This is a genomic window from Spirillospora sp. CA-108201 (assembly GCF_050936235.1).
In the GTDB taxonomy this organism is placed as follows: Bacteria; Actinomycetota; Actinomycetes; order Streptosporangiales; family Streptosporangiaceae; genus Spirillospora.
In genome coordinates this window covers 777,938-798,955 of the sequence record NZ_JBNJNE010000001.1, presented here as the reverse complement: position 1 = coordinate 798,955, position 21,018 = coordinate 777,938, and the positions used below count along the sequence as shown (strand labels likewise).

At 74.5% G+C, this 21,018-nt stretch carries 17 protein-coding genes and 2 pseudogenes; 6 read left to right on the top strand and 13 right to left on the bottom strand.

Annotation, left to right across the window (positions count from 1 at the left end; all coding sequences use genetic code 11):
• Positions 1 to 2 precede the first annotated feature (2 nt).
• From ACQEU6_RS03885 to ACQEU6_RS03840, 10 genes are all read right to left on the bottom strand, one after another.
• Complete coding sequence (locus ACQEU6_RS03885; RefSeq protein WP_499329203.1) at positions 3 to 1,550, bottom strand: N-acyl-D-amino-acid deacylase family protein; 1,548 nt, start codon at positions 1,548 to 1,550, stop codon at positions 3 to 5.
• Positions 1,547 to 2,035, bottom strand: coding sequence for a RidA family protein (locus tag ACQEU6_RS03880; protein WP_499329202.1), 489 nt, complete (start codon positions 2,033 to 2,035; stop codon positions 1,547 to 1,549). The genes ACQEU6_RS03885 and ACQEU6_RS03880 overlap by 4 nt, the downstream gene beginning before the upstream one ends.
• 22 nt (positions 2,036 to 2,057) lie before the next feature.
• Positions 2,058 to 3,089: an ABC transporter ATP-binding protein gene (locus tag ACQEU6_RS03875; protein ID WP_499329201.1), complete on the bottom strand. Its 1,032-nt coding sequence runs from the start codon at positions 3,087 to 3,089 to the stop codon at positions 2,058 to 2,060.
• Entirely contained in the window at positions 3,086 to 4,144 is a 1,059-nt protein-coding gene (locus ACQEU6_RS03870; RefSeq protein ID WP_499329200.1) for an ABC transporter ATP-binding protein, read from the bottom strand. Before ACQEU6_RS03870 ends, ACQEU6_RS03875 begins: the two co-directional genes overlap by 4 nt.
• Positions 4,141 to 5,094 carry an ABC transporter permease gene (locus ACQEU6_RS03865; protein WP_499329199.1) on the bottom strand — a complete coding sequence of 318 codons (954 nt, stop codon included), beginning with the start codon at positions 5,092 to 5,094 and terminating at the stop codon, positions 4,141 to 4,143. The genes ACQEU6_RS03870 and ACQEU6_RS03865 overlap by 4 nt, the downstream gene beginning before the upstream one ends.
• Complete coding sequence (locus ACQEU6_RS03860) at positions 5,091 to 6,050, bottom strand: ABC transporter permease (RefSeq protein ID WP_499329198.1); 960 nt, start codon at positions 6,048 to 6,050, stop codon at positions 5,091 to 5,093. The genes ACQEU6_RS03865 and ACQEU6_RS03860 overlap by 4 nt, the downstream gene beginning before the upstream one ends.
• A 62-nt stretch (positions 6,051 to 6,112) precedes the next feature.
• Positions 6,113 to 7,750, bottom strand: coding sequence for an ABC transporter substrate-binding protein (locus ACQEU6_RS03855; protein WP_499329197.1), 1,638 nt, complete (start codon positions 7,748 to 7,750; stop codon positions 6,113 to 6,115).
• Between the two features lie 53 nt (positions 7,751 to 7,803).
• A complete protein-coding gene (locus ACQEU6_RS03850) occupies positions 7,804 to 8,670 on the bottom strand; it encodes a fumarylacetoacetate hydrolase family protein (RefSeq protein WP_499329196.1) in 867 nt (288 codons plus the stop codon).
• Positions 8,671 to 8,673: 3 nt separating this feature from the next.
• On the bottom strand, positions 8,674 to 9,597 hold the full coding sequence (locus tag ACQEU6_RS03845) for a Gfo/Idh/MocA family protein (protein ID WP_499329195.1): 924 nt from the start codon (positions 9,595 to 9,597) through the stop codon (positions 8,674 to 8,676).
• Positions 9,597 to 10,619 carry a Gfo/Idh/MocA family protein gene (locus ACQEU6_RS03840; protein ID WP_499329194.1) on the bottom strand — a complete coding sequence of 341 codons (1,023 nt, stop codon included), beginning with the start codon at positions 10,617 to 10,619 and terminating at the stop codon, positions 9,597 to 9,599. Before ACQEU6_RS03840 ends, ACQEU6_RS03845 begins: the two co-directional genes overlap by 1 nt.
• A gap of 178 nt (positions 10,620 to 10,797) precedes the next feature.
• Between ACQEU6_RS03840 and ACQEU6_RS03835 the strand changes: the two genes are divergently transcribed.
• Positions 10,798 to 12,135 carry an aspartate aminotransferase family protein gene (locus ACQEU6_RS03835; protein WP_499329193.1) on the top strand — a complete coding sequence of 446 codons (1,338 nt, stop codon included), beginning with the start codon at positions 10,798 to 10,800 and terminating at the stop codon, positions 12,133 to 12,135.
• Positions 12,136 to 12,177: 42 nt separating this feature from the next.
• Here the strand turns inward: ACQEU6_RS03835 and ACQEU6_RS03830 are convergent, their stop codons facing one another.
• Complete coding sequence (locus ACQEU6_RS03830) at positions 12,178 to 13,071, bottom strand: hydroxymethylglutaryl-CoA lyase (protein ID WP_499329191.1); 894 nt, start codon at positions 13,069 to 13,071, stop codon at positions 12,178 to 12,180.
• Positions 13,072 to 13,182: 111 nt separating this feature from the next.
• On the opposite strand from ACQEU6_RS03830, the gene ACQEU6_RS03825 reads away from it, so the two are divergent.
• The 5 genes and pseudogenes from ACQEU6_RS03825 to ACQEU6_RS03805 all read left to right on the top strand — a co-directional run.
• Entirely contained in the window at positions 13,183 to 13,884 is a 702-nt protein-coding gene (locus ACQEU6_RS03825; RefSeq protein WP_499329190.1) for a GntR family transcriptional regulator, read from the top strand.
• Positions 13,885 to 15,108 (top strand): CaiB/BaiF CoA transferase family protein, encoded by a 1,224-nt coding sequence (locus ACQEU6_RS03820; protein ID WP_499329189.1) that lies wholly within the window; start codon positions 13,885 to 13,887, stop codon positions 15,106 to 15,108.
• 20 nt (positions 15,109 to 15,128) lie between these two features.
• Positions 15,129 to 15,944, top strand: a pseudogene (locus ACQEU6_RS03815) (hydantoinase/oxoprolinase N-terminal domain-containing protein); the annotation flags it as partial.
• Between the two features lie 329 nt (positions 15,945 to 16,273).
• Positions 16,274 to 16,963 (top strand): hydantoinase B/oxoprolinase family protein, encoded by a 690-nt coding sequence (locus tag ACQEU6_RS03810; RefSeq protein ID WP_499329188.1) that lies wholly within the window; start codon positions 16,274 to 16,276, stop codon positions 16,961 to 16,963.
• 333 nt (positions 16,964 to 17,296) lie between these two features.
• Positions 17,297 to 17,611 (top strand): annotated as a pseudogene (locus ACQEU6_RS03805) (isochorismatase family protein); the annotation flags it as partial.
• Here ACQEU6_RS03805 and ACQEU6_RS03800 read toward each other — a convergent pair.
• Both ACQEU6_RS03800 and iolD read right to left on the bottom strand, forming a co-directional pair.
• Entirely contained in the window at positions 17,585 to 19,066 is a 1,482-nt protein-coding gene (locus ACQEU6_RS03800) for a CoA-acylating methylmalonate-semialdehyde dehydrogenase (RefSeq protein WP_499329187.1), read from the bottom strand. The pseudogene ACQEU6_RS03805 and the gene ACQEU6_RS03800 sit on opposite strands and share 27 nt — an antisense overlap.
• Positions 19,067 to 19,076: 10 nt before the next feature.
• Positions 19,077 to 20,927 carry a 3D-(3,5/4)-trihydroxycyclohexane-1,2-dione acylhydrolase (decyclizing) gene (gene iolD / locus ACQEU6_RS03795; RefSeq protein WP_499329186.1) on the bottom strand — a complete coding sequence of 617 codons (1,851 nt, stop codon included), beginning with the start codon at positions 20,925 to 20,927 and terminating at the stop codon, positions 19,077 to 19,079.
• Positions 20,928 to 21,018 lie beyond the last annotated feature (91 nt).

Here is a 21,018-nt window from a genome sequence, read left to right as displayed (position 1 = left end):
GTTCAGGGGACGCGCAGGATCTCGCCGGGCCGGGCGTCGCCGTGCGCGCCGTCCTCGACGACGGCGCGGCCGCCGACGACGACCGCGCGGATCCCGTCCGGATACCGCTGGGGTGCTGCGAACGTAGCCCGATCGGCGATGCGCGCGGGGTCGAAAACGACGATGTCCGCGACCGCCCCCGGCCGCAGGACGCCGCGCCCCGCGAGCCCCGCCCGTTCGGCGGGCGCGGACGTGCACTTGCGGACCGCCTCGGCGAGCCCGAGCCGGCCCGGCCGGACGTGCGCGGCGAACAGCCGCGGGTAGCAGCCGTAGGAGCGGGGGTGCGGCGTGCCGCGGCCGGTCGGCCCGGCGGGGTCGAGGGCCTGGCCGTCCGAGCCGATCACGCCGGCCGGGTGGGTCAGCGCGTCGGCGAGGTCGTGTTCGCTGCGCCCGCCCGCCACCATCTGGACGGCGTTGCCGTGCTCGGCGACCAGGTCGAGCACGAGGTCCGCCGGGCCGGTCCCGGCGTCGGCGGCGAGGGCGGTGACGGCGCGGCCCCCGACGGCGATGTCGTCCCACGCGTTCGGCAGGTCCCGCCACTCGTCCCGGACGCGGGCACGCACGGCGGGGCCGGTGAGCCGGGCCCGCATCGCCCCCTCGCCCCCCTCCTGCGCCCATGCGGGGAGCAGCTGCGACAGCGGCGCGTTCCCGGCGAGGTAGGGGTAGATGTCGAAGCCGACGTCCAGGCCGGCGGCCAGCGCCGCGTCGATGAGCTCCAGCGCCCGCGCGACGGAGCCGTGGTTGCGGCGCCCGACCGCGACCAGATGCGAGATCTGGGTGCGGCAGCCCGTCGCGGCCGCGACCCGCAGCGCCTGGCGCACGGAGTCGAGCAGCCCGTCGGCGTAGTCGCGGACGTGCCAGGCGAACAGCCGCCCGTGCGCCGCGGCCGTGCGGCCGAGCGCCTCCAGTTCGTCCTCCCGGGCGTAGCAGGCGGGCGCGTAGACCAGCCCCGTGGAGACGCCGGCGGCGCCCGCCGCGAGCGCGTCGCCGAGCAGCCCCCGCATCCGGTCGAGCGCGGCGGCGTCCGCCGGGCGGTCGCCGAACCCGACGGCCGCCGCGCGCAGCGGCGTGTGCGCGACGAGCGCGGCCACGTTCACGGCGGGGCGCGCGGCGTCGAGCGCGGCGAGGTAGCCGGGCAGGTCCGTCCAGTCCCAGCGGACGGCCGGGTCCAGGTCGAGGTAGCCGGCGGCGGCGCGCAGCGCCTCCAGATCGTGCCCGGCGACGGGCGTCACGCCGAGGCCGCAGTTGCCGACCACGACGGTCGTGATCCCCTGCCGGACGGCGCTGCGCGCCTCGGGCGCCGACAGGAGGGTCAGGTCGGAGTGGGTGTGGACGTCCACGAACCCCGGTGCGACGACGTGCCCCGACGCGTCCATCGTCCGCGCCGCGGGACGTCCGGCCAGGTCGCCGATCCGCTCGACCCGCCCGCCGGCGACGGCGACGTCGGCCCGCCGCGGCGCGGCCCCGGTGCCGTCGGCGAGCGTCCCGCCGGTGATGAGCAGATCGGTCACGACGCGGCCGCCTCCGGTCGCAGCCGGAACGTGGCCCCCACCTCGACCGGGCTTCCCGTGGGCAGGGCGGCGACGCCGAGCGCGACCCGCGCGTGCCGCCCGGGGCCGTCGCCGAGCACCTCGGTGAACAGCGCGGTCGCGGCGTCGGCCACCAGGTGCTGGTCGGTGAACCCGGGCGCGGACGCGACCCACACCGACACCGACTCGACGTGCTCGACCGCCCCGAGCCCGCCGTCTCCGGACAGCTCGTCCCGGACGGCGGCCAGGACGTTGCGGGCGCACTGCCGCGCGCAGGCGCGGGCCGTGTCGAGCGTGACCTCGTCCCCGACGCGGCCCTCGGCGACGAGCCCGCCGTCGCGGGCGGCGACCTGTCCGGAGGCGACGAGGACCGCCCCCGAGCGGCGCGCCGCGGCGACGGCCGGGCGCTCCCCCGCAGGCCCGGGGTCCGGGGAGGCGGCGGCCAGGCGCTGGTCGGCGTCGTGCATGGTGACTCCTTCGGTGGCGAGGTCAGGCGGTGGCCGGCGCGACGGCCGGCTCGGCGAAGTGGCAGGCGGCCGGATGGCCCGTGCCGGGGCGGGCGACGAGCGGCGGCGTCTCGGTCGCGCAGATGTCGCGCGCCTTCCAGCAGCGGGTGCGGAACCGGCAGCCGGAGGGCGGGTCGATCGGGCTCGGCACGTCCCCGGTCAGCATGATCCGCTCGCGCCCGCCGCGGGCGCCCGGCCGCGTGCGCGGCACCGCCGACAGGAGCGCCTGCGTGTACGGGTGCGCGGGGCCGCCGAAGATCTCCTCCCGGGTGCCGCGCTCCACGATCGTCCCGAGGTACATCACGGCGATCTCGTGCGATACGTGCCGCACCACCGAAAGGTCGTGCGAGATGAACAGGTACGCCACGCCCAGCTCGCGCTGCAGCTCCCGCAGCGTGTTGACGACCTGCGCCTGGATCGAGACGTCCAGGGCGCTGACCGGCTCGTCCAGCACGAGGACCTTCGGGCCGAGAGCGAGCGCGCGGGCGATCCCGATGCGCTGGCGCTGCCCGCCGGAGAACTCGTGCGCGTACCGGCGGGCGTGCGAGGGCGCGAGCCGCACCATGTCGAGCAGCTCGGCGACGCGCTCGGGCCCGCCGTCCTCGTAGCGGCCCTGGACGCGCAGCGGCTCGGCGACGATGTCGTGGACGGTCATCCGCGGCGACAGCGACGCGTACGGGTCCTGGAAGACCAGTTGCAGGTCGCGGCGCAGCGCGCGGAGCTCGGCGCCGCGCGCGCGGGTGACGTCGCGCCCGGCCACGGTGATCCGCCCGGCGGTGGGCTCCAGCAGCCGCACCGCCATCCGTCCCGTGGTCGTCTTGCCGCAGCCCGACTCACCGACGAGGCCGAGCGTCCGCCCGGCGCGCAGGGAGAAGTCGACGCCGTCGACGGCGTGGACGCTGCCGGTCCGCCGGCGCAGCGGCCCCGACCGCACCGGGAAGTGCCGGGTGAGGCCGGTGACGCCGAGCACCTCGTCCGGCCGCGGCTCGGGCCGCGGCCCGCCGGTTCCGGTCATCGGTCGCCTCCCTTCTCCCCGCCGGGCGGGGCCATCTCGTGGTGGAAGTGGCAGGCGCTCGCCCGCCCCGGGCCGGACTGGACGGGTTCGGGGCGCTCCGCCCGGCAGCGGTCCCGCGCCATCGGGCAGCGCGGCGCGAACGCGCACCCCCGCGCGATCTCGCCCGGCGCGGGCGGCGCGCCGGGGATGGGGGTCAGCTCCCCGGCGTCGCCGTCCAGCGCGGGCAGGCTCTCCAGCAGCCCCCGCGTGTAGGGGTGCCGGGGCGAGTCGAAGATCGCTTCGACGGGGCCGTGCTCGACGACCCGCCCGGCGTACATCACCACGACGCGGTCGGCGAGCTCGGCGACCACGCCGAGGTCATGGGTGATCAGCACGGTGGCGGCGCCCGTCTCCCGCCGGGTCAGCCGCAGCAGGTCCAGCACCTGGGCCTGGACGGTCACGTCCAGCGCGGTCGTCGGCTCGTCCGCGATGAGCAGGTCGGGGTCGTTGGCGATGGCCATCGCGATCATCGCGCGCTGCCGCATCCCGCCGGAGAACTCGTGCGGGTACTGCTTCAGCCGCCGCTCCGCACCCGGCACCCCGACCAGGGCCAGCAGCTCGGCGGCCCGCTCGCGCGCCTGCGAGCGCGACATGTCCGGCCGGTGCAGCCGCAGCGCCTCGCGGATCTGCGCGCCGACCGACAGCACGGGGTTGAGCGCGGTCATCGGGTCCTGGAAGATCATCGCGATCCGGCCGCCGCGCAGCCGGCGCAGCTCGCGCGGGGGCATCGCGCGCAGGTCGGCCCCGTCGAACACGACGCGTCCCGAGACGACCCGGCCCGGCGGCCGGACCAGCCCGAGCGCGGACATCGCCGTGACGCTCTTGCCCGACCCCGACTCGCCGACGACGCCGAGCGTCTCGCCCGGCGCGACGGTGTAGCCGGCGCCGTCCACGGCCCGGACGGTCCCCTCGTCGCCGGCGAACTCGACGACCAGGTCCTCGATCTCCAGCAGCGGGCGTCCCGCCGCCCCGCCCGGGGTCTCCCGCGGGCTCGCCTTCCCGGCGGGCGCGCTCATGTGCGCCCTCCCGGCGTGACGGCGTCGCGGAGCCCGTCCCCGACGAAGTTGACGGCGAGGACCGTCAGGGCGATCGCGACGCCCGGCGGGATCCACAGCCACGGCATCGTCTGGATCAGCGTCAGGTTCTGCGCGTCGTTCAGCATGTTCCCCCAGCTCGCCTGCGGCGGCCGCACGCCGAGCCCGAGGAAGGACGCGGTGGTCTCCAGCATGATCGCCTGCGCGACGGCCAGGGTGCCGGTCACCGTGACCGGGGCCAGCGCCGCGGGGACGATGTGCTTGCGGATCAGCCACCACGCGTTCGCCCCGCTCGCCTCGGCCGCCTGGATGTACTCGCGGTCGCGCAGCGACAGCGTCACGCCCCGCACCACCCGGCCCGCGACCGGCCACTGCGTCAGCCCGATGGCGACGATCAGCACGGTCACGCTCGGCCCGACGATCCCGGCGAGCACCAGGATCACCACGACGGTCGGGAACGACATGACGATGTCGGCGATCCGCATGATCACGTTGTCCACCACGCCGCCCAGCAGCCCGGACACCGAGCCGAACAGCGTGCCGACCACGACGGCGCCGAGCGCGGCGGCCAGCCCGACCAGCAGCGACACCCGGCCCGCGTGCAGGGTGCGGGCGAACACGTCGCGGCCGGAGGTGTCGGTGCCGAACCAGTGCGCGCCGGACGGGCCCTCGCGGACCGCGTCCAGGTCCACCGCGTTCGGATGGCCGGCGATCAGCGGAGCCAGCAGCGACGCCAGGATCACCGCGCCGAGCACGGCGCCCCCGGCGACGGCGAGCCGGTTGCGGCGGAACCGGCGCACGGCCCGCGCCCGCGGCGACGCGGAACCCGCCCGGCCCCCGCCGCCCGGCGCGTTCCGGGGAGGCGGGCCCGCCTCCCCCTTGCCGGACCTTCTCGGTTTCTCGGCCGGCGCGCCGGCGGGCGTCGCGGTCATCGCAGGCTCACTCTCGGGTCGACGACGGCGTACAGCACGTCCGCGATCAGGTTGCAGAGCAGCACGAGCACCGCCACGTACAGCGCGAACCCGACGATGACCGGGTAGTCGTGCTGGCCGATCGAGCTGACCGCGAGCTGCCCCATGCCGGGCCAGGCGAAGACCTGCTCGATCACCACCGCGCCCGCGAGCATCTGCGGGATCTGGTACATCACCACGGTGATCAGCGGGATCAGCGCGTTGCGCAGCGCGTGCCGCAGGACGACGCGGGCCCGGGACGCGCCCTTGGCCTCGGCCGTGCGGACGTAGTCGGCGCCCAGCTCGTCCACCAGGCCGCCGCGCACGTAGCGGGTGAACGGCCCGGCGGTGACGAGCGCCAGGATCAGCCCCGGAAGGACCAGGTGCCGGAGCTGGTCGGCGGGGCCGCCCCCGCCCGGCGTGGTCATCCCGGCCGACGGCAGCACGCCCCATTTCAGGGAGAACAGGTAGATGCCGACGATGCCGAGGAAGAACGGCGGCACCGACACCGCGGCCAGGCCGAGGGCGGTGGCCCCGTAGTCGACCGCGGTGTTGCGGCGCACCGCGGCTGCGACGCCGAGCGCGACCGACACCACCAGCGCGACCGCCAGGGCGGCGGCCATGAGCTGCAGCGTCGGCCCGACCCGCTCGCCGAGCACCGCCGAGACGGGGCGGTGCCCGACGTAGGAGTAGCCGAAGTCGCCGTGCAGCGCGCCCGACAGCCAGCGGCCGTACTGGACGACGACGGACCGGTCCAGGCCGAGCTCGTGCCGTTTGGCCTCGATGAAGGCGGCGCCGCCGCCGCGCATCTGCTCGGGGTCGACCATCATGCGGACCGGGTCGCCGGGCGCGACCCGCACCAGCACGAAGATCCCGACGCTGATCAGCAGGAACACGAGCGCGTTCACCAGCAGGCGCCGGACGACGTAGGCCGCCACGCCTCACCCCCTCTCGTCGGTGCCGGCCGGGGCCGGGGCCCGCGGCCCCGGCCCCGGGCCGGTCAGCTCAGCTTCCAGTTCGCGAAGTCCCAGGTCCCGACCTCGTTGGTCGGCAGGCCGCACGGCTCGAAGCCCGAAAGGCGCGTCCGGTAGGCCCAGACCGCGTCCGGGTTGTACAGCCACAGGTACGGGACCTGCGCGTTCTCGACCTCGGCGGCCTGCTGGAACAGGCCCTTGCGCCGCGCCGGATCGGCGACCCCGTCGGCCTCGGACAGCAGGCCGTCCAGCTTCGGGTCGCAGAAGCGGCCGATGTTGCCGCCCGCCGGGTACCCCTGGTCGCAGGCGTCGATGGTCGCGACGGTGGACGGCTCGGTCGCGTAGTTGCCGCCGCCGAACAGCGCCATGTCGAACGACTTCTTCTCGTACGAGGAGAGCAGCTCGTCCGCTTGCACCTGCTTGAGCTCCACGTTCACGCCGGCGGCCTTGAGCTGGCTCTGGATGACCGTCACGGCGGTGTCGCGGTCGCGCTGCCCGGGGATCCACGACAGCGTGACGGGCTTGGAGCCGTCCCAGCCCGCGGCGGCCAGCAGGCTCTTCGCCTTGCCGGGGTCGTAGGCGTAGCCCTCCTTCGCCGACGTCGCGGCGTCGCCGTAGAAGCTGGAGTTCACGACCGCGCCGGCGCCGCCGAGCACCTTGCCCACCAGCCCCTCGCGGTCGATCGCGGTGAGCAGCGCCTGCCGGACGCGCGCGTCCTTGAACCGGCCCTGGGTCTGGTTGAGGGCGATCCGGGTGTAGCCGGGGCTCTTGGCCGACACCACCTTGACGCCGTCCATCTTCCTGACGGTCGGCAGGTCGGTCGGCGAGACCTGGGTGAGGTCCATCTCACCGGTGCGCAGTTGCGCGGTGGCCACGTCCGAGGTCACCGGCTTCAGGTACACCTTCCTGATCGACACCGGTTCCCGGAAGTGGGGGTTGGCCTTCAGCTCCACGTACTGGTCGGTCTTGTAGTCGACGAAGGCGAACGCCCCCGAGCCCACGGTCGGCCTGGTGAAGAACCCGTTGTCGCCGAGCCCCTTCGCCGGGACGCCGCCGAGGACGTGCTCCGGCAGGATCGGGGTGTTGCCGACCAGTCCGGGCAGGCCCGCCGCCGGCCGCGTCGTGGTGATCTTCACGGTGGAGGCGTCGGGCGCGGTCACCCCCGCCAGCGCGTCGGCCTTGCCCTCCGCCAGGGCCTTGGCGCCGGTCACCGCGGCGAACCTGCCCGCCTGCGCGCTGCCCGTGGCCGGGTTCGCGAGGGCGGTGTAGGTGAAGACCACGTCCTTGGAGGTGAGCGGCCTGCCGTCGCTCCACTTCAGGTCCGGCCTCAGCTTGAACGTGATCGTCTTGGCGTCGCCGGACACCTCCGGCGCGGCGGCGGCCAGGTGCGGCTTCAGCCCGTAGGACGCGTCCGCGCCGTACAGCGAGTCGAAGACGAAGGACATGACCAGCTGGTCGGGCCCGTTGTTCGGCGCGAGCGGGCTGAACGTCTTCGGCTTCTGGTACAGGTACATGTTCAGAACGCCCGCGTCCCCGCCGGAGGAGTTCTGCGTCGGGTCGGAGCTGCACGCGGCCAGTGCCGCGGCCGCGAGCACGCCGCCCAGCACGGCCGCGACGGCCCGCCGGGGTCCGCCGGCCGTCGGTCTGCCGGAACGAATGGTCATTGACTTGCCCTCTTCTCGGCGGTGGCCGGGAGCGCGCCCGGCCACTGGTCCGCTCAGCGGACGCGGTTCACCAGGCTTCCGAGCCCGCTCACGCGCACGGTCATCTCATCGCCTGCGGACAGGAACTCCCCCGATGCCAGTCCCACCCCGGACGGCGTGCCGGTGTAGAGCACGTCGCCGGGCTCCAGCGTCATCAGCCGGGACGCGAACGCCACCAGCTCCGCGACGTTGAAGATCATCTGACCGGTGTCGCCGTGCTGCCGGACCCGCCCGTTGACCTCCAGGGTCACGTCGAGCTTCTGCGGGTCGGGCACCTCGTCGGCGGAGACGAGGTAGGGGCCGAGCGCGGCGAACCCGTCGAGCCACTTGCCGTTCAGCCAGTCGAAGAACGCGACCGCCGGGTCGTCGGTGTCGCGCTCGTGGCCGTAGTCCATCCTCCGTGCCGACACGTCGTTGCCGATGGTGTAGCCGGCGACGCGGGCGAGGGCGTCCTCGACCGGGATGTCCTTGCCGCCGCGCCCGATCACCGCGACCAGCTCGGCCTCCCAGTCGATGCTGGGGCTGACGGACGGCAGCGCGATCTCCTCGCCGGGGCCGCTGACGGAGGTGGCGGGCTTGATGAACAGCCGCGGCGAGATCCGCGCCTTGTCGATCGGCTCCCCGCCGGTCTCGGTCACGTGCTCCTGGTAGTTGGCGGCGACCGCGAGGACCTTGCCGGGACGCAGCAGCGGCGCGAGCAGGGTCACCTCGTCCAGGGCGCGGACCGGGCCGCCCGACGGCGCCGGGCCGGGGCCGCCGCCGGCGAGCGCGGCGACCACGGGCGAGAGGTCGCCGGGGCCGAGGTCGGTGACGCGGCCGCCGTCGACGATCTCGCCGTGGCGGACTCCGCCGTCCGGCAGGCGGTACGTCGCGAACTTCATGGATCAGACCTCCGGGGAGTCGACCGGCACGGGCGTGCCGAGGGCGAGCGAGCGGGCCGCGGCGTCGGTGACGCGCAGCGCGGCGAGGGCGTCGGCCGGGCCGGCCTCCGGCGGGCGCCCGGTGACGACGGCGGTGTGCAGGGCGGTGAGCATCCGGCCGACGGTGCCGGGGCCGTGCCAGGCGGCGCGGTTCCCCGTCACCGTCCGGACGGACGCGCCCGGCCGGGCGGCGTCGACGTCCATGACCCCGCCGGATCCGCTGACGCGGTAGCGGTGCAGCGCCATGCCCGGGGCGTCCGCGGTCCCGCGCAGCCGGCCGACGGTGATCGTGCTGGTGAGGCCGTGCTCGTGGTCGAGCAGCAGGACGAAGATCCCGCCGCGGCCGCCGGCGGGCAGGGCGTGCACGCGGCGGACGGCCTGCCCGGTGAGGGCCCGCACCACGTCCACGGGGTAGAGGCCGAAGTTGACGAGTTCGCCGTCCGGGCACGGGTCGCCGCCGTCGACGAGGAAGTCGGCCTGCACGTTCCAGGGCAGCCCGACGCGTCCCGAGGCGAGCGCGCTCGCGGCGGCCTGGACGGCGGCGCCGAACCGGTGGTGGTGCGCGGGCATGCAGACCAGGCCCGTCTCCGCCGCGGCCGCGGCGATCGCCTCGACCCCCGCGGCGTCCGGGGCGAGCGGCTTGTCGGCGAGGACGTGGCAGCCGGCGCGCAGGGCCTCGACGACGCGGTCCGCGCGCTCGGCCGGAGGCGCGCACACGCACACGACCTCGGCGCCCGTCTCCCGGACGGCCCGCGTGAGGTCGGGGGCCCCGCTCTCCACGACCGTGAACCCGGCGTGCCCGTGGAACGCGGGAAGGTACATGTCGTGCTGGTGGTCCTGGGTCCCGAACCCGCCGGACCCCCAGGGCAGCACCCTCAGCGCGCGCATCAGGGCGCCTCCTTCAGGACGTCGGCGACCCGGACGGGCGCGCCGGTCGCGATCGATCGTTCGGCGGCGACCCCCATGGCCACGGCCAGCAGCCCGTCGGCGCCCGTCACGGCCTGCGGCCCTCCGGTGACGGCGTCGGCCCAGGCGGCGATCTGGGCGGCGAACCCGTCGGCGCCGCCGGGCGGGAGCAGCGCGGTGCCCGTCTCGTCGGTGACGGTCCCCGCCTCGCCGTCCCAGGGCAGCGTGAGGATCCCGCCGGTGCCGGCGACCATGACGTCCCGGCGGGCGAGCGAGGCCGGGCGGTGCCCGCGGCTCATCTCGCACACGGCGGTCGCGCCGCCGCCGAACGCGACCGTCATCTCCAGGTAGTCGTAGACGCCGAGTTCGGCGGCGGTCTGGCGGCGGCCGCGCGCGTACACGCTCTCGGGGGCGTCCCCGGTCCACCAGGTGACGAGGTCCAGCAGGTGCACGCCGTTGTGCAGGGCGTGCCCGCCGGACCGCGCGGGGTCGAGCATCCAGCCGCGCCAGTCCGGCCAGATCCAGCCGCCGAGGATCGACAGCCGGACGAGGTCGACCGTCCCGAGCTCGCCGGAGCGCAGGACGTCCCGGACCGTCCGCGCGTAGTCGTAGTAGCGGTGGCTGTGCGCGGGCATCAGCACCCGCCCGGCCTTGGCGAACGCCTCCACGGCGCGGCGGGCCCCGGCCACCCCGGTCGCGAGCGGCTTCTCGATCAGCAGGTGGGCGCCCGCCTCGGCGATCCGGACGGCGATGTCCGCGTGCGTGTCGTTCGGGGTGCACACGACGCAGCCGCCGGCGCCGGTCGCGGCCAGGGCCGCGGCGAGGTCGGTGAAGGCCGGGACGCCGCCGTTGGCGCGGGACGCGGCGGCGGCCCGCGCCGGGTCGAGGTCGACCACGCCGACGAGGTCCAGCCGGGGCTCGGCATGGATCGCGGCGGCGTGCTGCGCGGCGATGAAACCGGTGCCGACGACCAGCACCGGAACCGGCACGGAATGGGATTCCATGCCGACGGATCCTGATCGTCAGACCATTCACATGTCAAGGGTCGGCCGAAAAAAACCTTGAGCTCACCCTGGTCAGACTGACCCTGTTATCCAGATTATTGACATGGAACACCTTTCCATGAACTATTCGACCGAACGGCTCCGACCCATCTTCGTCAACCACTTGGGGGCTCCCAGAATGACCACCGCCGAGCTGGCCGGGCAGAGATCGCGCGGCGCGGAACTGCTCGCCGCCGCGCGGACCGTGATCCCCGGCGGCGTCAACTCCGCGACCCGCCTGGTCGGCGTGCCGCACGCGCTCAGCGCGGCGTCCGGGGCTCATGTCACCGACGCCGACGGCCGCCGCTACCTCGACTACCACGCGGCGTTCGGCGCGATCCTGCTGGGCCACGCCGCGCCCGAGGTGGACGACGCCGTGCGCGCGGCCGTCGGCGGGCTCGACCTGGTCGGCTGGGGCGTGACCGAGACCGAGATCGAACTCGCCCGGCTGGTCGTCGAGACGATCCCGTCCGCCGAGCAGATGATCTCGGCGATGTCGGGCAGCGAGGCGACCGCGCAGGCGATCCGGCTGTCCCGGGCGGTGACGGGCCGCCCGCTGGTCGTCAAGTTCCAGGGCGGCTTCCACGGCTGGCACGACGCCGTCGCCCGCAACGTGATCTCCGCGCCGGACCGCGCCTACGGCGAGGACCCCCTGTCGCGCGGCATCCTGCCGGAGGCCCTCGGCTCCACCCTCGTCGCCGAGTTCAACGACCTGGAGTCCGTGCGCGCCCTCTACGAGCGGCACCCGGACCGGATCGCGGCCGTGATCATGGAGCCGATCCCGCACAACGTCGGCGCCCTGGTGCCGGAGCGGGAGTTCGTGGAGGGGCTGCGCGCCCTGACCGCCGGGCGCGGCTCCCTGCTGATCTTCGACGAGGTGATCACCGGTTTCCGCCACGCGCCGGGCGGCTACCAGGAGGTCTGCGGCGTGCTGCCGGACCTGACCACCTTCGGCAAGGCGATGGGCAACGGCTACCCGATCGCCGGGCTCGCCGGCCCCCGGCGGCTGATGGAGCGCTTCAGCTCCGCGGGCGGCGACGTGCTGCTGGCCGGGACCTTCAACGGCAACCCCGTCTCGTCCGCCGCGGCCATCGCCACCATCACCTACCTGCGCGACCATCCGGACTTCTACGAGCGCACCCACGCCCTCGGCGACCGGATGCGCGCGGGCCTCACCGGGATCTGCGCGGAGCTCGGCATCGCGGGCACCGCGGCGGGCTTCGGCGGGGTGTTCGCGCTCTACTTCACCGACGCCCCCATCCGCGGCTACCGCGACCTCATGCGCAACAACGACGCCGCCTACGTGGCCTTCCACCGCCGCATGACCGACCGCGGCTTCCTGATGCTCCCGCTCTCGCTCAAGCGCAACCACATCTCCGCCGCGCACACGTCGGAGGACATCGACCGCACGCTGGAGGCGGCGCGCGACGTCCTCCGCACGATCCGCGACGACGGCCTCCTCACGGCCGCGCGGTAGGCCCGTCGACGAGCGCGCCGGCGGCGGCCGCGAACGCGCCGGTCAGGGAGAGGCGGGGAACGGGCCGGCGCGGCCGAGCAGGGCCGGGACGGGCTTGCCCAGGCGGTCGCCGAGCCAGGCCGCCGTCTCGGCGACCGCGGACATCCGGACGCCGGTGTCGACGCCCGAGCGGTCCAGGGCGTACAGCAGGTCCTCGGTGGCGATGTTGCCGGTGGCGGCGGGCGCGAACGGGCAGCCCCCGAAGCCCCCGGCGCTGGCGTCCAGGGCGCTCACCCCGCAGTCGAGCGCGGTGAGGGCGTTGGCGTAGCCGGTGTTGCGGGTGTTGTGGAAATGGCAGCGCAGCGGGACGCCGGGGGCGATCGCGGCGGCGCCCGCCAGCAGCGCGCGGACCTGGGCGGGGACGCCGACGCCGATCGTGTCGGCCAGGGCGATCTCGTCGGGTTCGCTGCCGGCGACGCGCCGGACCAGGTCGAGCACGCGGTCCGCGGGGACCTCGCCCTCGAAGGGGCAGCCGAAGGCGGCGGCGATCGTGACGGTGCGGCGGACCCCGGCGGCGCGGGCGTCCGCGGCGATGGCGGCCCAGGCGGCGGCGCCCTCCTCGACCGTGCAGCCCTGGTTGCGGCGGCTGAACTCGTCGGTGGCCACGACGACGACGTTGATCTCGTCCACCCCGGCGGCGAGCGCGCGGTCGAGCCCGCGCCGGTTGAGGACGAGCCCCGCGTAGCTGACGCCGTCCGGCCTGGGAAGCCGCTCCATCACCGCCTCGGCGTCGGCCATCTGCGGGACCCGCCTCGGGTTCACGAAGCTGACGGCCTCGATCCGCCGCAGGCCCGCCGCGACGCTGCGTTCGACGAGCCGCACCTTGTCCGCGGTCGCGAGGATCGCCGACTCGTTCTGCAGCCCGTCCCGGGGCGCCACCTCGATGAGTTCCACCATGCGCTTCCTTTGTATGCAATCCAGAGCCGTCTGCAGGATTGTCCTGCGAAGTCTCTTGTGTCAAGGCTCACGTTCCGCCTATCTTGCATGCAATCGATCGAGGAGGTTCGGATGGTCCGTGCCGTGGACCGCGTCTACGCACGGCTGCGCGCCGACATCCTGGAGGGCGTCCACCCGCCCGGGGCGCGGCTCGGCGAGGCCGAGCTGGCCGAGGCCACCGGCTCCAGCCGGACGCCCGTCCGGGAGGCGCTGCGGCGGCTGGAGGTCGAGGGCCTGGTGGAGGTGCTGCCGCACCGCGGCGCGCGGGTCCCGGACTGGACGCCCGAGGACCTGGAGGAGATCTACGACCTGCGGATGCTGCTGGAGAGCGCCGCCGCACGGCGCGCCGCGACACGCGTCACCATCGCGGACGCGGACCGGATGGACGAGCTGTGCCGCCTGATGGAGGCGGCCGTCGAGCCGGGCGCCGGCCAGGACCTGGACCGGGTCGCGGAGCTCAACGCCGAGTTCCACGACATCGTCCGCGCCGCCGCCGCCAGCGGCCGGCTCGTGTCCATGCTCAACGCGGTGGTGCAGCTCCCGCTCGTGATGCGGACCTTCCACCGCTACTCCCCCGCCGACCTGGCCCGCAGTTCCGCCCACCACCGGGAGCTGGCCGCCGCGCTGCGCGCCCGCGACGGCACGTGGGCCGAGTCGGTGATGCGGGCGCACGTGCTCGCCGCCAAGGCGGTGCTGCTGCGCGCCGCCCGCACCCCGGACGACCCGAACGACCCGAACGACCCGAACGACCACACGGAAAGGAGGACCGGCTAGATGTCAACGCACGAAGGCGCCGCACCGGACGCCGCGGGCCCGCTCGCCGACCTGCGCGTCGTGGAGATGGGGCAGCTGCTCGCCGGACCGTTCTGCGGCCAGCTGCTCGGCGACTTCGGCGCGGAGGTGATCAAGCTGGAGTCGCCCGGGGCCGGCGACCCCATGCGCCAGTGGGGGCGCGAGAAGCCGCACGGCGAGTCCCTGTGGTGGCCGGTGGCCGCCCGCAACAAGAAGTCGGCGACCTGCGACCTGCGCACCCCCGAGGGCCAGGACCTCGCCCGCCGCGTCATCGACCGCGCCGACATCGTGGTCGAGAACTTCCGGCCCGGCACGCTGGAGCGCTGGGGGATGGAATTCGACCGGCTCCGCGAGACGAACCCCGGCCTGATCCTGGTGCGCGTGTCCGGGTTCGGGCAGACCGGCCCCTACGCGCCCCGCGCCGGGTACGGCTCGATCGGCGAGGCGATGGGCGGCATCCGCCACGTCACCGGCGATCCCGGCGGCGCGCCCGCCCGCGCCGGGATCTCGCTGGGCGACTCGCTGGCGGCGGTGTTCGCCACGATCGGCGCGCTCGTCGCCGTCCACCGCCGGCACGCCACGGGGCGCGGCCAGGTCGTCGACTCGGCGATCTACGAGGCGGTGCTGGCGATGATGGAGTCCCTGCTGCCCGAGTGGGCGGTCGCCGGGTACCAGCGCGAACGGACCGGGTCCGTGCTGCCCAACGTCTCGCCCAGCAACGTCTACCCGACCGCGTCGGGCGAGATGATCCTCATCGCCGCGAACCAGGACACCGTGTTCGCGCGGCTGGCGAGGACGATGGACCGGCCCGAGCTGGCGGCCGACCCCCGGTTCGCCGGGCACGCCGACCGGGGCCGGAACATGGACGAGCTGGACGGGATCATCTCGGCCTGGTCGGCCCGGACCGGGACCGAGGACCTGCTGGAGCGGCTGCACGCCGGCGGAGTCCCGGCCGGCCGCATCTACACCGCCAAGGACATGTTCGCCGACCCCCACTTCGCCGCCCGCGAGGCGATCGTGCGCCTCGTCCACCCGGACTTCGGCGAGCTCCCGATGCACAACGCGTTCCCCAGGCTCAGCGAGACCCCGGGATCGGTCCGCCGGCCCGGCCCGGGGCTCGGCGAGCACAACCAGGAGGTCTACGGCGGCCTCCTGGACCTATCGGAAGACGAGATCGCCGCGCTGTCGCAGCGCGGCGTCATCTGAGCACAGCACCGGGAGAGCAGATGGGTTATCGACCGGGCGTCGACGTGGGCGGCACGTTCACCGACGTGCTGCTGGTCGACGAGCGGACCGGCGTCAGCCACCGCGCCAAGACGGCGTCCACTCCGGCGGACCAGTCGGAGGGCGTGCTCAACGGCATCCGCAAGGTGTGCCGGGACGCCGGGATCGAGATGCACGAGGTGGCGCACGTCCTGCACGGCACCACCGTGGCGACCAACGCGATCCTCCAGGGCCGCGGGGCGCGGGTCGGGCTGGTGACCACCGAGGGGTTCCGGCAGGTCCTGCAGATCGGCCGGTCGTTCGTGCCCGGCGGCCTCGCCGGCTGGATCATCTGGCCGAAGCCCGAGCCGCTGGCCCGGCTGGAGCACACCGTGGAGATCCCCGGGCGGATCGCCGCCGACGGCGCGGTCGTCGCCCCGCTGGACGAGGACCGCGCGCGTGCGGAGCTGCGGCGGCTCGGCGGGGCCGGCATCGAGGCGCTGACGGTCTCGCTGATCAACTCCTACGCGAACGACGCGCACGAGCGGCGGGTGGCGGAGCTCGCCGCCGAGGAGCTGCCCGGGGTGCCGGTGTCGCTGTCCAGCCACGTCCTGCCGGAGATGCGAGAGTACGAGCGCACCGTCACCACCGTGGCGAACGGCTACGTCCAGCCCGAGGTGTCCCGCTACGTGGGCAACCTGGACCGGTCGCTGAGCGGCAGCGGGATCGACGCGCCGCTGTCGGTGCTGCGCAGCGACGGCGGCCTGACCAGGGCCGCGAAGGCGGCCGAGGACCCGGTGTCGCTGCTGCTGTCCGGTCCGGCCGGCGGGGTTACGGGGGCGGTCTGGTTCGCCGAGCAGGCCGGGTTCCCCGACTTCCTCACCTTCGACATGGGCGGCCCGGCGCGTCGCCGAGCTGTGCGCGCGGTTCGGCGTCGAGACCTACCTGTCCGCGCTGGACGCCCTGCTCGACCGCAACTACCAGGCCATGAAAGTGGTGCTGGCTCCGTGCTGGCCCTTGGCAAGGATCGCCCGGTTCAGTCCGGCTTTCTGCCGTACGTGAACGCCAGGCGCCTCGACGGTGCCGCGCGCCGAGGCGGTCGGGGCACCACACCTCGGGGCCGCGTGAGGGCGAGTGGTTCCAGCTGTACTCGATCGGGTTCGGCGGCGTGCCGGGGCGCCCCGTCGGCGACGGCCCGGACGGGCACTCGCTGTGGCCGTCGTTCGTCAACATCCCCTGCGAGTACCTGGAGTCGTACTACCCGCTGCGCGTCGAGCGGTGGGAGACGATCGCCGACTCCGGCGACGCGGGCCTCCACCGCGGCGGCAACGGGGTCGACGTCGCTTACTACTTCGAGGAGCCCGGCACGATCGCGATCCACGACGACCGCTGGCTCACCTATCCGTGGGGGGTGAACGGGGGGCGCCCGGGCGAGCGGGGCCGCAAGTGGATCGAGCGGGCGGACGGCACCCGGGAGGTGCTGCCCAGCAAGATCCACGACGTCGCGGTCGGGCCCGGGGACGTCCTGCACTTCGTGACCTGGGGCGGCGGCGGATGGGGCGACCCCCTCGCCCGGCCCGCCGAACTGGTCGCGCTGGAGGTCCTGCGCGGCCTGGTCACCGCGGACGGCGCACGCGACGGCTACGGCGTCGTCTGCACCCCCGAGGGCGTCCTCGACGAGGAGGCCACCGGTCTGCTGCGGGCGGAGATGGCCGCGGAGCGGACGGAGATCCCGGTGTTCGACATGGGCCCGCCGCTGGAGGAGATCCTCGCCCGCTGCGAGGAGGAGACGGGCCTTCCCGCCCCGCGCCCGCCGGTCGACGTCCGGTCGGCCGCCGCGCTCGGGGACCGCCGGTGAGCGGCGACCTCGCCGCCGGCTACCGGGCCTCCGGGTTCGGCCGCGGCCTCGGCTGCGGCCGGTCCCCGGCGGCGCTGGCGGTGGACGTCGTGCGCGCCTACCTGGTGGACGGGTCGCCGCTGCGCGCCCCGGTCGAGGACGCGGTGGCCGCCGCCGCGACCCTGGTCGGCGCGGGCCGGGCCGCCGGGCTGCCCGTGCTGTTCACCCGGGTGGCGTACCAGCCGGGAGGCGCGGACGGCGGCCTGTTCCGCCGTAAGATCCCCGCGCTGCGCGTGTTCGAGAAGGGGAGCCCCCTCGGCGACTTCGCCGAGGGGGGCGGCCCCCCGTCCCGGCGAGACCGTGGTCACCAAGCAGTACGCCAGCGCGTTCCACGGCACGTCCCTGGCGGCCACGCTGACCGCGTCCGGGATCGACACCCTGCTGATCTGCGGGCTCACCACCAGCGGCTGCGTGCGCGCCACCGCGACCGACGCGCTGCAGCACGGCTTCCGCCCGCTGGTGGTGGACGAGGCCTGCGGCGACCGGGACCGCCGCCTGCACGAGGCGAACCTGCTGGACCTGGGCGCCAAGTACGCCGACGTCCTGTCCCTCGACGAGGCGCTCGCCACCGTGCGCGAAGTCTCAGCGGGCCGTGGGGAAGGCCATTGAGGACGTCCCGTCGGCCTCGGCGGGCGCGGGCCACCTGGCCGTGACGGCCTTGGCGCGCGTGTAGAAGCGCACCCCTTCGGCCCCGTGCACGTGGGTGTCGCCGAACAGGGACGCCTTCCAGCCGCCGAAGGAGTAGAACGCCATCGGCACCGGGATGGGGACGTTCACCCCGATCATCCCGACGTGCACGGCGCGCTGGAACCGCCGCGCCGCCTCCCCGGACGAGGTGAAGACCGCCGTCCCGTTGCCGTACGGGTTCGCGTTGATCAGCTCGATCGCCTCGTCGAGCGTCCCGGCGCGCAGCACCAGCAGGACCGGTCCGAAGATCTCCTCCTGGTAGGCCGCCATGTCGGTGGCGACGCCGTCGAGCAGGCAGGGGCCGACGAAGAACCCCGGGCCGGCCTGGCCGCGCCCGTCCACGACGACCTTCGCACCGGCCCGCTCGGCGTCCTCGACGTGACCGGTGACGCGCTGCCGCGCCGCCTCGCTGATCAGCGGTCCCATCTCGCTCGCCGGGTCGGCGCCCGGCCCGATCCTGATCGCGCGGGCCCGGGCGGCGAGCCGCTCGATCAGCGGGTCCGCGGCGGCGCCGACGGCGACCGCGACGGAGACCGCCATGCAGCGCTGCCCCGCCGAACCGTACGCGGCCGCCGTGATCTGGTCCGCGGCCAGGTCGAGGTCGGCGTCGGGCAGGACCACGGCGTGGTTCTTGGCGCCGCCGAGGGCCTGCACCCGCTTCCCGGCGTTGCCGGCCGCCTCGTGGACGTGCCGCGCGACGGGCGTGGACCCGACGAACGACACCGCCGCCACGCCCGGGTGCGTGATCAGCGCGTCGGCGGTCTCGCGGTCGCCGTGCAGCACGTTGAACACCCCGTCCGGCAGCCCGGCCTGCGCGTACAGCTCGGCGACCAGGTTGGACGCCGAGGGCACGCGCTCGCTCGGCTTCAGCACGAACGTGTTGCCGCACGCGATGGCGATCGGGTGCATCCACAGCGGGACCATCACGGGGAAGTTGAACGGGACGACCCCCGCGCACACGCCGAGCGGCTGCCGGAACGAGAACGCGTCGACCCCGGACGACACCTGGTCGGAGTACTCGCCCTTGAGCACCTGCGCGATCCCGCACGCGAACTCGACGACCTCCCGTCCCCGCACGACCTCTCCGCGCGCGTCGTCAAGGACCTTGCCGTGCTCGGCGGTGATCAGGCGGGCCAGGTCGTCCTCGTGCCGTTCCAGCAGGTCGCGCAGCGCGAACATGATCCGCGCGCGCCGGCTCAGCGACACCTGCGACCACGACGCGAACGCCCGTTCCGCGGTCCCCACCGCCAGGTCCACCTCCGCGCGCCGCCCGAGGACGACCTCGCCCGCCTGCCGGCCCGTCGCGGGGTCGTGGACGGCGGCCGAGGCGCTCCCGCCCACCGGGGCACCACCGATCCAGTGCTGGATAGAACGCATCGGGTTCCTTTCAGAGGTAACGGCGCTGGGTGTTCTTGCTGTCGTCGTAGCGGGCGCGTGCCTGCCGCGTGTCCTCCAGCGCGGAGACTTCGGCGACCGGGACGTCCCACCACGCCTCGCTGTCCGGCGCCGCGGCGAGGGGGTCGGTCTCCACGTGCACGACCGTCGTGCGGGGCGACGCGATCGCCTGGCGGAGCGCCTTCCTGAAACCGTCGGCGTCGGACGCGCGGATGACGTCGGCGCCGAGGCTGGCGGCGTTGGCGGCGAGGTCGACCGGGATGGGGTCGCCGTCCAGGCCGGTGGCGGTGCGCAGGCGGTGGCGGGTGCCGAAGCGCTGCGCGCCGACGCTCTCCGACAGGTTGCCGATGGAGGCGTAGCCGTGGTTCTGGACCAGGACCACCACCAGCTTGATGCCCTCGGCGGCGGCGGTGGTGAGTTCCTGGGCCATCATCAGGTAGGAGCCGTCGCCGACCATGACGAACACCTCGCGGTCGGGCGCGGCCATCTTCACGCCCAGGCCGCCGGCGATCTCGTAGCCCATGCAGGAGTAGCCGTACTCGACGTGGTAGCCCTTGGGGTCGCGGGCCCGCCACAGCTTGTGCAGGTCGCCGGGCATCGAACCGGCCGCGCACACCACCACGTCCCGCGGCCCCGCCTCGGCGTTGACGATCCCGATGATCTCGGTCTGCGCCGGCGGCGTCCCCTGCCGCTCTCCGAACGCGGCGTCGACGACACCGTTCCACCGCTCCGTCCGCTCGCGCGCCTCGCCGCGATAGGACTCGGACACCGACCAGCCGTCGAGCTCCTCGTCCAGTGCCCGGATCGCCTCGCGGGCGTCGGCCACGACCGACACTCCCCCGAGCTTGACCGCGTCGGCGCGGGCGACGTTGATGTTGACGAACCTCACCCCAGGACGGGCGAACAGACTGTGGGAGGCCGTGGTGAAATCGCTGTACCGCGTACCGATCCCGACCACCACATCGGCCTCGCGCGCCAGCGCGTTGGCCGCCGTCGTCCCCGTCGCGCCGACCGCTCCCACCGAACACGGGTGATCCCACGCCAGCGCGCCCTTGCCCGCCTGGGTCTCGGCGACCGCGACCCCCGTCCGCCCGGCCAGCGCCGCCAACGCCCCCGACGCACCGGAGTAGATCACCCCGCCGCCCGCCACGACCAACGGACGCTCCGCCCCCCGCACCAGCGCCGCCGCCTCCTCCAACGCGGCCGGCTCGGGCACCGGACGCGCGACCCGCCACACCCGCCGCGCGAACAACTCCTCCGGCCAATCGAACGCCTCGGCCTGCACATCCTGCGGCAGCGCCAACGTCACCGCACCGGTCTCGGCCGGATCGGTCAACACCCGCATCGCCGCAAGCAACGCCCCCGGCAACTGCTCCGCACGATTGACCCGATCCCAATACCGCGACACCGGCCTGAAGCAGTCGTTCACCGACACGTCATAGGAGCGGGCATCCTCCAACTCCTGCAACACCGGATTCGCCACACGCGTCGCGAACACATCCCCCGGCAACAGCAGCACCGGCAACCGGTTGACCGTCGCCAACGCCGCACCCGTCACCATGTTCGTCGCACCCGGCCCCACCGACGTCGTACACGCCAACGTCGACAACCGATCACTCATCCGCGCATAACCAGCAGCCGCATGCACCATCGCCTGCTCATTACGCGCCATGTAATACGGCAGCTCACCACCGCACTCCAACAACGCCTGCCCCATCCCGGCCACATTGCCGTGCCCGAAAATCCCGAAACAGCCCGCGAAGAACCGCCGCTCCACACCATCCCGCTCACTGAACTGCACCGACAGGAAACGCACCAGCGCCTGAGCCACCGTCAACCTCATGACCGCTCCTCCACACCGCGTGCCGAGGTCGGCCGATCGACCGGCCGCCCCTCTTCGCTCTTCCGGATCCAGGCCTGCGCGGGGTCGTCGC